Raw genomic sequence first — 13000 nt, 5'->3', positions numbered from 1 at the left:
CGCAGGCGACTTTCTCAACTCCCCTGCGCGTCCGGCTTGTTCCTTGCGGCGAGATCGGGTGGAGTGAGCGGATTCATAGTGATTGGACCCCCTGTCCCCCGGCGGGAACCGGACGCCCGCCGGGGGACGGGGTCCGCAAGCACATCCGGGGCGGAACTGGAGTGTCCGAAGTTGACCGGTCCGGCCCGGACCGGACAACGGGACCCGGCCGCACCGGGCGACATCCTAGGTGAGCGCCTCGTTTTCGGGGAAGATTCGGGCAGTACCGGGCCGAGGAAGGCCACCGCACCCGGATCAGAAGTGGAAGAGTCTTCATCATGCAGGTCTGGCCGGGACACGCTTACCCCCTCGGCGCCACGTACGACGGCGCCGGCACCAATTTCGCGGTCTTCTCCGAGGCCGCCCACCGGATCGAACTGTGCCTGTTGCACGACGACGGCTCGGAGACGGCGGTGGAACTCCGCGAGACCGACGCCTTCGTGCGCCACGCCTATCTGCCCGGGGTGATGCCGGGTCAGCGGTACGGCTTCCGGGTGCACGGCCCCTACGAGCCCCAGCGCGGGCAGCGGTGCAACTCCGCGAAGCTGCTGCTGGACCCGTACGCCCGCGCGGTGGCCGGGAAGATCCAGTGGGGCGAGGAGGTGTACGGATATCCGTTCGGCAGGCCGGACGCCCGCAACGACCTCGACTCGGCCCCGCACACCATGAGCTCGGTGGTGGTCAACCCGTACTTCGACTGGGGCGACGACCGCCGCCCCCGGACGGACTACCACCGCACGGTGATCTACGAGGCCCATGTGAAAGGCCTGACGATGCTGCACCCGGGGCTACCTCCCGAGTTGCGCGGCACGTACGCGGGGCTCGCGCACCCGGAGGTGATCGCCCACCTGACCGAACTGGGCGTCACCGCGATCGAGCTGATGCCCGTTCACCAGTTCGTGCAGGACCACCGGCTTTCGGACATGGGGCTCGCCAACTACTGGGGCTACAACACCATCGGCTTCTTCGCCCCGCACAACACGTACGCCTCCTGGGGCGAGCGCGGCGAGCAGGTGCTGGAGTTCAAGCAGGCGGTGAAGGCGCTGCACCAGGCGGGCATCGAGGTCATCCTCGACGTGGTGTACAACCACACGGCCGAGGGCAACCACCTCGGCCCGACGCTCTCCTTCCGCGGCCTCGACAACGCCTCCTACTACCGGCTCACCGACGACCAGCGCTATTACATGGACACCACGGGGACCGGGAACTCCCTGCTCATGAGGTCCCCGCACGTCCTCCAGATGATCATGGACTCGCTGCGGTACTGGGTGACCGAGATGCATGTGGACGGCTTCCGCTTCGACCTCGCGGCGACACTCGCCCGGCAGTTCCACGAGGTGGACCGGCTCTCCTCGTTCTTCGACCTGGTGCAGCAGGACCCGGTCGTCAGCCAGGTGAAGCTGATCGCGGAGCCGTGGGACGTCGGCGAGGGCGGCTACCAGGTGGGCAACTTCCCGCCGCTGTGGACCGAGTGGAACGGCAAGTACCGCGACACGGTCCGCGATCTGTGGCGGGGTGAGCCCCGCACCCTGGCGGAGTTCGCCGGCCGGCTCACCGGCTCGTCCGACCTCTACCAGGACGACGGCCGCCGCCCGCTCGCCTCGATCAACTTCACCACCTGCCACGACGGCTTCACCCTGCACGACCTCGTCTCGTACAACGACAAGCGCAACGACGCCAACGGGGAGGACAACCGGGACGGCGAGAGCCACAACCGGTCCTGGAACTGCGGCGCGGAGGGCGAGACCGACGACCCCGAGGTCCTGGAACTGCGCGCCCGCCAGATGCGGAACTTCATCGCCACGCTGATGCTCTCGCAGGGTGTGCCGATGCTGAGCCACGGCGACGAGTTCGCCCGTACGCAGAACGGCAACAACAACGCCTACTGCCAGGACAACGAGCTGGCCTGGGTGCACTGGCCCGATCCGGACGAGGAGGCCGGCTCCCCCGCCTCGACGCTGCTGGAGTTCACCCGGGCGATGGTGTGGCTGCGCCGCGACCACCCCGTGTTCCGGCGCCGCCGCTTCTTCCACGGACGGCCGGTGGAGGGCACCCACGACGAGCTCTCCGACATCGCCTGGTTCACTCCCGAGGGCGAGGAGATGACGCAGCGGGACTGGCAGGCGGCGCACGCGAAGGCGATGACCGTCTTCCTGAACGGGCACGCGATCTCGGAGCCGGGGCCGCGCGGCGAGCGGATCTCTGACGACTCGTTCCTGCTGATGTTCAACGCGAGCGCCGAGACGCTGGAGTTCGCCGTCCCGGTCGGCCACGGGGAGCAGTGGCAGGTCGTCGTCGACACCGCGCGTCCCGAAGGGGTGGAGCCGGGGGCGGGCCCGAAGGTCGCCGAGGGCGAAGAGGTCACGCTGATCGGGCGCAGCCTGACCGTGCTGAAGCGGCCCGCCTGAGACCGGACGGGCGGGGAGCGGGAGTGAGTGTGCCGCCCGGAATGACACGGATCGCCCCGGGCGGGGTACGTAGGAGTCCATGACGCCCACCGCCACGTACCGGCTGCAGCTCCAGCCCGACTTTCCGTTCGCCGCCGCCGAGAAGGCCGTGCCGTACCTCGCCGCGCTCGGCGTCTCGCACCTCCACCTGTCGCCCGTCCTGGAGGCGGTCCCCGGCTCCCCGCACGGTTACGACGTGGTCGACCACAGCCGGGTCCGGGCGGAGCTGGGCGGGGAGGAGGGGCTGCGCTCGCTCGCCTCGGCCGCCCGGGAGCAGGGGCTCGGCCTGGTCCTGGACATCGTGCCCAACCACATGGCGGCCTCGCCCCGGCACAACCGGCGGCTGTGGGAGGTGCTGCGCGAGGGCCCGTCCTCCCCGTCCGCCCGCTGGTTCGACATCGACTGGGTGGCGGGCGGGGGCCGGATGCTGCTGCCGGTGCTCGGCGGGCCGCTCGGCGGGGAGCTGGAGCGGCTCTCGGTGGACGGGGAGGTGCTGCGCCACGGCGAGCTGGAGTTCCCGTTGCGTGCCGGGACCGCGGACCTTCCGCTGCCGGAGCTGCTGGACGCCCAGCACTACCGGCTCGGCTGGTGGCGCCTCGCCCGCACCGAGCTGAACTACCGGCGGTTCTTCACCGTGTCGGAGCTGATCGGGGTCCGCGTCGAGCACCCGGAGGTCTTCGACGCCACCCACGCCAAGGTCCTCGAACTGCTCCGTGACGGGGTGCTGGACGGGCTGCGCGTCGACCATCCCGACGGCCTCGCCGCGCCCGCCGCCTATCTGGAGCGGCTGAACAGGGCTACCGGTGGCCGATGGACGGTGGTGGAGAAGATCCTCACCGGTGACGAGCGGCTCCCGGCGGACTGGGCGGTCGCCGGCACCACCGGGTACGACGCGCTGCACCGGATCGACGGGCTGTTCACCGACCCGTCCGGCGCGGCGGAGCTGCTCGGCCGCTACCGGGAGTTCGCGGGCCCGCCCGACGACCGGGGCGGCGACTGGACGGCGACGGTGCGCCGGGCCGCGTACCGGGTGGCGACGCATGAGCTGGCCGCCGAGACGGCGTGGCTGACCCGGCTCGCGACGGGGATCTGCGGCCGGGACCCCGCGCTGCGCGACCACGCGCCCTGGGCGCTGGAGACAGCGGTCCGGGAGCTGCTGGTGCGGGTCCCGGTCTACCGCCCGTACGTCACGGCGGGCGAACCGCCGTCGCGGATCGCCGAGGAGACGCTGACCGACGAGGCGGTACGGGACGCGAAGGCGGTGTTCTCCGTGCCGGAGGAGGCGGCGGCCGTGGACGTCGTACGGGATCTGGCGCTCGGGCGGCTCGGCGGCGGGGCTGAACAGGCGGCGTTCTGCGCCCGGTTCGCGCAGACCGCGTCGGCGCTGCACGCCAAGTCGGTGGAGGACACGGCGTTCTACCGCTACGTCCCGCTGCTCTCGGCCACCGAGGTGGGCGGGGCCCCGGGGCAGCCCGCGGTGTCGCCGGAGCGGTTCCACGCCTTCGCCTCCCGGATCGCCCGCGACTGGCCCGCCACCGGCACGGTCCTGACCACGCACGACACCAAGCGCAGCGCGGATGTGCGGGCCCGGATCGCGGTGCTGTCCCAGTGTCCGGAGCGGTGGGCGGCGCTGGTGGCGGAGCTGACGGCGGCGACACCCGTGGCGGCCCCGGATCCGCAACTGGCCTGGGCCGCCTGGCAGTCGGCGTACGGCTGCGCTGAGCTGCCGGCCGACGAGCTGTCCGCGCGGCTGGAGCCGGCCCTGCTGAAGGCGGTGCGGGAGGCGGGCCTGTTCACCAGTTGGACGGAGCCGGATCCGGGGTACGAGCGGGCGGTGACGGACTTCGTCGCCGCCGGTCCGGGCGCCGGGGCGGGCGCGGCCCGGACGCTGCTCGCCGAGTTCGCGGACGCGCTCGCCCCGCACGTGCGGGCCCAGGTGCTGGGGGCGGCGCTGGTGCAGCTGACGATGCCGGGGGTGCCGGATCTCTACCAGGGCACGGAGAGCGAGTACCTGGCCCTGGTCGACCCGGACAACCGGCGGCCTTTCCGGCGTCCGGAGTCCGGGGGCGAGAAGCAGGCGCTGACGGCGGTCGCGCTCCGGCTTCGGCGGGAACTGCCCGGTGTGTTCGGGGAGTCCGGGACGTACGCGCCGCTGACGGCCCGGGGCCCGGCCGCCCCGCACCTGCTGTCCTTCTGCCGTTCGGGCGAAGTGGTCACGGCGGTGACCCGGTTGTCGCTGCGGCTGGCCGAGGACGGGGGCTGGCGGGACACGGTGCTGGAGCTGCCGGACGGGGGCCCCTGGCTGGACCTGCTGTCGGCGTCGCCGGGCCGGGAGTTCGGGGGCGGTGTGGTGGCGGCGGCCGAGTTGTTCGCCGAGCGGCCGGTGGCGCTGCTGCGGCGGGTGCGGGACTGAGGGGCCGGGGGGCGGGACCGTCAGGACGTGCGTACGAGGAGGGCGCGCGGGCCGCGGGTGAGCAGGCCGCCCGCCGCCGGGCGGAAGCCGTCGGCCCAGCGGATGCCGGGCATGGCCGTCACCAGGGCGCGCAGGCCGTGTTCGGCCTCCAGTCCGCCGATGAGGGCCGCGGGGCAGCCGGCCGGACCGATGAGCAGCGGGTCGGCGTCGGAGCGCAGCGGGTCGAAGCGGTCGGGCGCGCCGAACCGGGCCGGGTCGCGGCCCGCCGCGCCGATGAGGCAGGCGACGGGCGCGTCGGCGGGGAGGGTGCCGCCGCTGACGGCCACCTCGGTACGGGTGCGGCGCAGCACGATCTGGACGGGCGGATCGCGGCGCAGGGTCTCCGCCCAGGCCCGTCCGAGCAGCGCCCCGGCCCCCTCCCCTTCGCCGGCCGTCGCGGCGGCCAGCAGGTCGGGGGCGTCGAGCATGTTGGCGAGGAACGAGGCGAGGGCGTGCTCACGGAGCGCGGTCGACCCGGCGCAGTCACCGCCTCCCCCGCCGGCCCGCCGGTGGAGGGCGCCCCGGGGCAGGGTGCTCAGGTCCGGGTAGGAGAGACCGGCCACCGCCGCGGCGGCGCCCGCGGGCAGCCAGCGGCAGAAGTCGGCGACCAGGTCCGCCCGTTCGCGCCCGGCGATCCGGCGGGCCAGGACATACGCGGTCCGCTCCACGGCGGGCTCGGCGGTGCGGTGCGGCACGGCCGGCGGGACGCAGACCAGGCTGCCCCGGCAGAGGCCGAGCGGCACGGGGGCCCGGCCGCGCGGGGCCCCGTCGTGCGGGTAGCCGGTGAACCGGGGGTCGGTGAGAGCCAGGGCCACGTCCGCGTACCGGCTGAGGAGCCAGGCGCCGAGGCCCGGGTCGTAGGCGAGGGGATGGTCGGTGCGCAGCAGGCGGTAGAGGCGCAGCCGGTACGGATCGGTCGTGGCCCCCGGCGCCAGCAGGCCCGGCTGCCCGCCCGCGAGCCGGTGCGGTCGGCGGGCGGCGGGCAGCGCGTCGGGGCGGTCGGCCGGCATCCCGCGCCCCCTGGAGTCGGTGCGCCGGCGGTCGGCGCGCGCCCTCTCAGCGGACCACCGCCGGGGGCGCACCGCAGTCGGCGTGCGGCCGTTCGGGTGAGGGTGCGGCGGGGCGGCGTGCGGCGGTGGAGGCGAGGGTGCGGGCCGTCGTACGGCCTCCCGGGGCGAGAGCGTCACGGTGGCGGCCGAGCGGCTGCTGGTCGCGGTCGGCGAGGCGTTTCTGACGCCGGCCGGGCGCGGGCTGCACCAGCGGCACTGACCGGGCGGTCAGGCGGGCGGGTGACCGGGGTGGGGCGGTGGCAGCTCGGGCGGGTGGGCGGACGGCCGGGGCACGGGCGGGGGAAGCTCGGGCGGCTGCGCGGACGAGCGGGGCGCGGGCGACGGCAGCTCGGGCGGGCGGGGGGCCGGGGCGGTGAGGCGGAAGCTCATCCGCCCGAAGCTCACCTGGTCCCCGTCCCGCACCGGGATGGAGCCGACGAGCCGCTGGCCGTTGACGCAGGTGCCGTTGGTGGAGCTGAGGTCGCGCAGCACCCAACGGCCGTTCCGGGCGGAGAGTTCGGCGTGCAGCCGGGAGACGGTCTCGTGGTTGAGGCGCAGTCCGTTGGCCGGGTCGCGGCCGATGAGCAGCGGGTACGGACCGGGCGCCGGGAGCAGCAGCTTGGGGAGCCGCTCGGTCTGCCAGGCGCGGCGCAGCCGCCCGGGGAAGGCGGAGATCCCGCCCACCGCGCGGACCAGGCCCTGGGACCAGCCGCCGCCGGCCTCCAGGTCGGAGGTGAGAGCCGCCAGCTCCTCCGGGCGCCGGGCGACGAGGGCGAGCTCCATGCGCCGCATGAACGTGTCGTGCGACAGCTTGCCCTGTGCCGCACCGTCTCTGAGCACGCCGAGGACACGGTCGCGCTGGGCGTCCGAAAGCCGCGCGGGACCCGTGTGGAACTCGAAGGAGGACGTCACGTCGACGATTGTCGGGCCGAGGGGCCCGGGGTGTCCAGACGAGGCAGTGTTTCGTCCCGCGCTGACCTGCGCCGCTCCCCCGGCGGGACCCGTTGCCAGGGTCTGCCGCTCATCCACCACGAGGAGACTCCGTGACCTCTGTCGCACCACGGTTGACGGTCCGCCCGCTGTCCGGACCCGATGAACTCGACCTGTTCCGCCGCCTCTCGTACGTTTCCGACCACGAGCTGGCCGACGACCTCGCCACCGGGCGCCGCGTCCCGGAACGCGGCGCGATCGGCGTCCGGCTGCTGGAGACGGCGACGGCGGCCGTGCTGCCCGCCGGGGCGCGGCGGCCCGAGTACGGGCGGTTCGTGCCGCCGGACCGGCCTCGGACACGTCAACTTCGAACGGGCGTTCACCATGGTCTGGGACACGCCCCGTTGAGCCCCGCCGCTGAACCGGTCCGTTAATCCGGTGGACGGCGGGCGCGGGGGCGGCTACGGTCGGCACCGACATCGGAACCGGTCGTGGAAGGAGGCGGGACACGTGCACAGGAACATCCGCACCACCATCCGCAGTACGTCACTTTCGCGCTCCCGCCCCGTCCGCCGGGCGGTGTCGGACCTCGTCTGACCGGGAGCGCGGCATTCCGTCCCGGAGGACACTTTCATGACCGATCCGGTCATCCGCGCGCTCACCCCGAGCGACGCCGCACTCTTCACCACGTTCCAGGACAGCCCTCACGTCGGCCGGGCCGCCTTCGGCCACGCGTACACCTCGACGGCCGACGGCGGCGAGTACCGCCCCGACTGGTCCTGGGTCGCCCTGCGCGACGACACCGTGATCGCCAGAGCGGCCTGGTGGGGCGCGCCCGGCGACACCGAGCCCGTCGTGCTCAACTGGTTCGACTTCGCGGACGGGGAGGCGGAGGCGGGCGCCGAACTCCTGCGCCGCGCCCCGTTCGACAAGGAGTACGAGGTGATCGCGCCCGCCGGCTGGCGGGACGACCCTGCGGTGCGGGCCGCCGTCGAGGCGCGGGTCGCCGCCGCGACGGCGGCCGGCATGAAGCCGCTGGTCGAGCGCTACCGCTACCGGTGGACCCCCGACTGCCCGCTGCCCGAGCGGACGGGGCGGCTCACCTTCCGTCCGGAGCCGGACGACGAGGTGGTCCTCGATGTGCTGCGCCGGGTCCACTCGGCCACGCTGGACGCCCACGCCCGCAAGGCCATCGAGGGCCCCGGAGGTCTGGACGCGGCGGCCCGGGAGGAGCTGGACTTCTTCCACTGGTGCCCCTCGCCGAGGGAGTGGTTGCGGATCGCGTACACGCCGGACGGCGAGGTGGCGGGCATTCAGGTGCCCGCGCACAACCCTTCGGGGCCCTGCGTCGGCTTCATCGGGGTCGTCCCCGAGGCGCGCGGGCACGGCTACGGCTACGACCTGCTGGTGGAGTGCACGCGCTTCCTCGTCGAGCGGGGCGCCGAGTTCGTCGCGGGTGCGACGGACCAGGGGAACATCCCGATGGCCGCCGCGTTCGCCCGCGCCGGGTACCCGGTCACCCAGGAATGGGTCCATCTGGCGTGAGGGCCCCGGCCTCCTCGGCCAGCCACTCCAGGCGGAGGCGCTGCTCGGCGGGGATCGTCGCGTCCTCGCCGCGCGGCCCCACGTTGAGCAGGACTCTCCCGCCGTCGGCCGCCGTGTCGCGGACCAGTGAGGTGAGGGCTTCACGGCCGATGAAGGCGTCGGCCCCCGAGGCCCGGTTGTAGCCGAAGCTGTGGTCGACGCCCCGGGTGATCTCGTACGGGTCGGAGCCCTCGTAGCGGGCGTACTCCGGGGTGCGGAAGTCGTAGACGGGCGGTGTGCGCGGGACGAAGCCCTCGCCCCGCGCCACCGTCCGGCGGTCCCACCAGTTGTACAGCGCCTTCGCTCCCGGCAGGTTCAGGCCCCGCCAGTGCGGGGCGTAGGGCAGCAGGCGGTCGTTGACGACACCGTGCGGGACGGTGAAGCGGTAGAAGTCGACCAGTGAGCGGATCTCGCCGGCGGAGGCGGGCCAGGCGATGTCGTTCCAGAGGATGTCGGGCCGGTAGCGGCGGATCAGCTCCCGCAGCTGCGCGTCGGCGTAGGCGGGGTAGCCGCCGCGCGGGACGGCGGAGAACATGTCGGCGGCGGTCCCGATGGGCCGGTCGTCGAAGGTCCAGTCGAGCCCGCCGGAGTAGTAGACGCCGAAGCGCAGGCCCTCGGCCCGTACGGCTTCGGCGAACTCGCCCACCACGTCCCGGGCGGTGTGCCAGCCGGGGCGGTGCGGGTTCTCCGTCTCCGAGGGCCAGAGGCAGAACCCGTCGTGGTGCTTGGTGACCAGGACCGCGTATCCGGCCCCCGCCTCCCGGAACGCGCGGGCCCAGGCGGCCGGGTCCCAGCCGGCGAGCCCGTCCTCGAAGTCGCGGCCGAAGGCCGTGTAGGGGCGCTTCCCGTAAGTGGCGCGGTGGTGGGCGGCGACCGGGGAGCCGGGGAAGCGGAGCGCGTTCTCGTACCACTCCGCGTACGAGGTCCAGGCCAGGGGCGCGCGCCGGCCGGCCGCCGGGAGTCCGGCGGCGGGGACGTAGGGCGGGGCCCAGCCGGGGACCGATGCGGGTGTCCAGTGAACGAAGATCCCCAGCCGGGCCCGGGACCACCATGAAGCGACCATGGCGGGAAGTATCGATCACTCGGGGGGCATGGCGTAAGCCCTTTCGACCGCCGGATTCCGTTTCTGTGCCTTCTGTGCGCGGATCAGCTCGCGGTACCAGGCGTAGGAGCGCTTGGGCGTACGGGTCAGGGTCTCGTAGTCGATGTGGACCAGGCCGAACCGCTGCGAGGCGCCCTCCGTCCACTCGATGTTGTCGGTGAGCGACCAGGTGAAGTAGCCGCGTACGTCCACCCCGGCGTCCATCGCCGCGCGCAGGGCGGACAGATGGCTCTCCAGGTAGGCGATGCGGCGGTCGTCCGCGTGGGGCTCCTCCAGGGCGCAGCCGTTCTCGGTGACGTACAGCGGCGGGAGGCGGTCGCCGTAGCGGGTGTGGAGAGCGGTGACGATCTCGGTCAGCCCCTCGGGGACGACGGGCCAGCCGAAACCGGTCCTCTCGTATCCCTCGATCTCCCTTATGCCGAAGGGGAGTCCGGCGGGCATCGTGTAGCCGGAGAAGGTGTCCGGCGTCTCGGGCCCGGGCGCTCCGACGAGGGTGGGGTTGTAGTAGTTGACGCCGTACCAGTCGAGCGGAGCGGAGATGACCTTGAGGTCGTCGGCGACCGGGCCCGGCATCAGCGCCGCGAGGTTCTCGTCCGGGTAGCGGCCGGTGAGGACCGGGTCGGCGAAGAGCCAGTTGGTGAGCGTGTCGTACAGCTCCGCGCCGATGCGGTCCTCGTCGGTGTCCCCGGCCGTCCAGACCGGGGCGTGCGAGAGGGCGACGCCGATGTTGTCCGCGCCCGCCGCGCGCAGGGCGCGCACGGCGAGGCCGTGGGCGAGGAGCTGGTGGTGGGCGGCTGGCAGGGCGTCGAAGAGGAGGGTGCGGCCGGGGGCGTGCGCGCCCAGCGCGTAGCCGAGCAGCGTGACCTCGGCGGGCTCGTTGACCGTGATCCACATGGGGACGCGGTCGGCGAGGCGTTCGGCGACGATGCCCGCGTACTCGGCGAAGCGGTAGGCGGTGTCCCGGTCGAGCCAGCCGCCCGCCTCCTCCAGCGGGAGCGGGGTGTCCCAGTGGTAGAGGGTCGGGGCGGGGGTGATGCCGTGGGCGCAGAGCTCGTCGACGAGCCGGTCGTAGAAGTCGAGCCCGTCGGCGTTGACGGCTCCGCTGCCGCCGGGCACCACGCGGGGCCAGCTGACGGAGAACCGGAAGGCGTCGGCGCCGAGGCCGGCCAGCAGGGCGACGTCCTCGCGGTAGCGGGCGTGGAAGCCGGTGCCCCGGGTGGTGTCGGTGCCGTCCTTGATGCGGCCGGGCAGCGCGGCGAAGGCGTCCCAGCCGGAGGGGCCCTTGCCGTCCGCGTCCACCGCCCCCTCGGTCTGGAAGGCGGAGGCGGAGGCTCCCCAGAGGAAGCCGGGAGGGAACAACGGCAGGGTCATCGCGGCCTCCAGCAGCCGTACGTATGAGCAGAACCAGTACGTGTCAGCAGAACCAGTACGTGTGAGCGGAATCCGTATGAGCGGGCACCTCGCCGGGCAATGATCAGGACCAGACCTTAATCGCCGGTGGCGGGCGGCAACAGAGCCCGTCGCGTGGAGCGTGGAGCCCGCCCGCCGGAAGCCGCGCGCCCCGCCCAGGGACGAGGAGTGGTGGATGCAGTTCGAGGTGTGGGCCCCCGAGGCGGACTCGGTCGTGCTGGAGGCGGCGGGCGTCCGGTGCCCGATGGAGCGCGACGCCGGGCGCGAGGGGTGGTGGACGGCCGGGGCGGAGGCCTGGGACGGGGACCGGTACGGGTTCCGGCTGGACGGCGGACCGCTGCTGCCGGACCCCCGTTCGCGGCGTCAGCCGGACGGGCCCGACGGCCCGAGCGCGGTCGTCGACCAGGAGGCGTACGCCTGGCGCGAGGCGTGGACGGGGCGGCGGCTGAACCGCGCGGTGCTGTACGAGCTGCACGTGGGGACGTACACCCCCGAGGGCACCTTCGACGCGGCGGCGGCGCGGCTGGGCCATCTGGCGGGGCTGGGCGTCACCCATGTGTCGCTTATGCCGGTCTGCCCGTTCCCGGGTGTCAACGGCTGGGGGTACGAGGGCGTCTCGCTGTGGGCGGTGCACGAGCCGTACGGCGGCCCCGAGGGACTGAAGCGCTTTGTCGACACGGCGCACGGGCTGGGGCTCGGGGTGGTCCTGGACGTCGTCCACAACCACCTGGGCCCGTCCGGGAACCACCTGCCCGCCTTCGGCCCGTACTTCACCGACACCCACCACACCCCGTGGGGCGCGGCGGTCAACCTGGACGCTCCGGGCTCCGACGAGGTGCGGGCGTTCCTGCTGGGCAGCGCCCTGGCCTGGCTGCGCGACTACCGGCTCGACGGGCTGCGGCTCGACGCGGTGCACGCGCTGGCCGACACCCGGGCGCTGACCTTCCTGGAGGAGTTGTCGGCGGCGGTCGACGCGCTGGCCGTCGAGGTGGGCCGGCCGCTCGGGCTGATCGCCGAGTCCGACCTCTGCGACCCGCGCACCACGACCCCGCGTCCGGCCGGCGGCCTCGGGCTGCACGCCCAGTGGAACGACGACTTCCACCACGCCCTGCACACCGCGCTCACCGGCGAGTCCCAGGGCTACTACGCCGACTTCGCCCGCGCCCCGCTCGCCGCCCTCGCCAAGACGGTGACGTCGGGGTTCTTCCACAACGGGACCTTCTCCAGCTTCCGGGGCCGCACCCACGGCCGACCGGTCGACGTGACGCGCACCCCGGCCCACCGCTTCGTGGGCTACGCGCAGACGCACGACCAGATCGGCAACCGGGCGCTCGGCGACCGGCTGGCCACCTCCCTGTCCCCCGGCCTCCAGGCGTGCGCCGCCGCGCTCGTGCTCACCGGCCCCTTCACCCCGATGCTGTTCATGGGCGAGGAGTGGGGGGCGCGGACCCCGTGGCAGTTCTTCACCGACCACACGGACCCGGAGCTGGCCGAGGCCGTACGCGCGGGCAGGCGGCGGGAGTTCGGCGCGCACGGCTGGGCCGAGGAGGAGATCCCCGACCCGCAGGACCCCGCGACCCGGGACCGGTCCTGTCTCGACTGGGCCGAGCCGGAGCGCGGACCGCACGCCCGTCTGCTCGCCTGGTACCGCGAACTCATCGCGCTGCGGCGTACGTTGCCGGATCTGCACGATCCCGACCTGGCCTCGGTGAAGACGGCGTTCGACGAGGACGCGCGCTGGCTCGCGTACCGCAGGGGCGATCTGCGGATCGCGGTGAACCTCGCGGACAAGCCGGCCGCCGTCCCGCTGGGCTCGGGCCGCCACCGGCGGTCCGGTGGGCGGGTGTTGGCGGCCTGGGAGCCGGTGGCGGCCCCGGGGGCGGACGGGGTCCTGCATCTGCCGCCGGAGTCGTGCGTGGTACTGGCCGACGACTGAGCGACATCGGCGCCGCCCGTCAGTCTCCTTGCCTTCGCGCGCACTTCAACC

Annotated in this window: 9 protein-coding genes and 1 pseudogene; 5 read left to right on the top strand and 5 right to left on the bottom strand. The window is 73.8% G+C overall.

Annotation, left to right across the window (positions count from 1 at the left end):
• Window positions 1–317: 317 nt before the first annotated feature.
• Together glgX and treY are read left to right on the top strand one after the other, a co-directional pair.
• Complete coding sequence (gene glgX, locus PSQ21_RS29805; protein ID WP_274034400.1) at window positions 318–2447, top strand: glycogen debranching protein GlgX; 2130 nt, start codon at window positions 318–320, stop codon at window positions 2445–2447.
• A gap of 79 nt (window positions 2448–2526) precedes the next feature.
• Entirely contained in the window at window positions 2527–4899 is a 2373-nt protein-coding gene (gene treY, locus PSQ21_RS29800) for a malto-oligosyltrehalose synthase (protein WP_274034399.1), read from the top strand.
• 20 nt (window positions 4900–4919) lie between these two features.
• Here the strand turns inward: treY and PSQ21_RS29795 are convergent, their stop codons facing one another.
• Genes PSQ21_RS29795 through PSQ21_RS29785 form a run of 3 tightly spaced genes read right to left on the bottom strand, consistent with a single transcriptional unit; the run spans window position 4920 to window position 6899 of the window.
• Window positions 4920–5948 (bottom strand): cytochrome P450, encoded by a 1029-nt coding sequence (locus tag PSQ21_RS29795; protein ID WP_274034398.1) that lies wholly within the window; start codon window positions 5946–5948, stop codon window positions 4920–4922.
• 46 nt (window positions 5949–5994) lie between these two features.
• Window positions 5995–6195, bottom strand: a complete 201-nt coding sequence (locus PSQ21_RS29790; protein ID WP_274034397.1) for a hypothetical protein — start codon at window positions 6193–6195, stop codon at window positions 5995–5997.
• 20 nt (window positions 6196–6215) lie between these two features.
• Window positions 6216–6899 (bottom strand): DUF1707 and FHA domain-containing protein, encoded by a 684-nt coding sequence (locus tag PSQ21_RS29785; protein WP_274034396.1) that lies wholly within the window; start codon window positions 6897–6899, stop codon window positions 6216–6218.
• A 152-nt stretch (window positions 6900–7051) separates the two neighbouring features.
• Between PSQ21_RS29785 and PSQ21_RS29780 the strand changes: the two are divergent.
• Both PSQ21_RS29780 and PSQ21_RS29775 read left to right on the top strand, forming a co-directional pair.
• Window positions 7052–7264, top strand: a pseudogene (locus PSQ21_RS29780) (GNAT family N-acetyltransferase); the annotation flags it as partial.
• Between the two features lie 286 nt (window positions 7265–7550).
• Window positions 7551–8462: a GNAT family N-acetyltransferase gene (locus tag PSQ21_RS29775; RefSeq protein WP_274034395.1), complete on the top strand. Its 912-nt coding sequence runs from the start codon at window positions 7551–7553 to the stop codon at window positions 8460–8462.
• Here PSQ21_RS29775 and PSQ21_RS29770 read toward each other — a convergent pair.
• Together PSQ21_RS29770 and PSQ21_RS29765 are read right to left on the bottom strand one after the other, a co-directional pair.
• Window positions 8434–9564, bottom strand: coding sequence for an alpha-L-fucosidase (locus tag PSQ21_RS29770; RefSeq protein WP_274034394.1), 1131 nt, complete (start codon window positions 9562–9564; stop codon window positions 8434–8436). The genes PSQ21_RS29775 and PSQ21_RS29770 overlap by 29 nt on opposite strands.
• A gap of 15 nt (window positions 9565–9579) precedes the next feature.
• Complete coding sequence (locus PSQ21_RS29765) at window positions 9580–10974, bottom strand: GH1 family beta-glucosidase (RefSeq protein WP_274034393.1); 1395 nt, start codon at window positions 10972–10974, stop codon at window positions 9580–9582.
• 214 nt (window positions 10975–11188) lie between these two features.
• Between PSQ21_RS29765 and treZ the strand changes: the two genes are divergently transcribed.
• Window positions 11189–12949 carry a malto-oligosyltrehalose trehalohydrolase gene (gene treZ / locus PSQ21_RS29760; protein ID WP_274034392.1) on the top strand — a complete coding sequence of 587 codons (1761 nt, stop codon included), beginning with the start codon at window positions 11189–11191 and terminating at the stop codon, window positions 12947–12949.
• Window positions 12950–13000 lie beyond the last annotated feature (51 nt).

Origin of the sequence: Streptomyces sp. MMBL 11-1, assembly GCF_028622875.1 — a bacterium.
In the GTDB taxonomy this organism is placed as follows: Bacteria; Actinomycetota; Actinomycetes; order Streptomycetales; family Streptomycetaceae; genus Streptomyces.
Note: the sequence above shows the minus strand (reverse complement) of the source record. Positions and strands in the feature narration are given on the sequence as shown.

Coding starts and splice junctions, on each gene's coding strand:
- glgX (WP_274034400.1), top strand. CDS start 318: ATGCAGGTCTGGCCGGGACACGCTTACCCCCTCGGCGCCACGTACGAC.
- treZ (WP_274034392.1), top strand. CDS start 11,189: ATGCAGTTCGAGGTGTGGGCCCCCGAGGCGGACTCGGTCGTGCTGGAG.
- treY (WP_274034399.1), top strand. CDS start 2,527: ATGACGCCCACCGCCACGTACCGGCTGCAGCTCCAGCCCGACTTTCCG.
- PSQ21_RS29765 (WP_274034393.1), bottom strand. CDS start 10,974: ATGACCCTGCCGTTGTTCCCTCCCGGCTTCCTCTGGGGAGCCTCCGCC.
- PSQ21_RS29795 (WP_274034398.1), bottom strand. CDS start 5,948: ATGCCGGCCGACCGCCCCGACGCGCTGCCCGCCGCCCGCCGACCGCAC.
- PSQ21_RS29775 (WP_274034395.1), top strand. CDS start 7,551: ATGACCGATCCGGTCATCCGCGCGCTCACCCCGAGCGACGCCGCACTC.
- PSQ21_RS29770 (WP_274034394.1), bottom strand. CDS start 9,564: ATGGTCGCTTCATGGTGGTCCCGGGCCCGGCTGGGGATCTTCGTTCAC.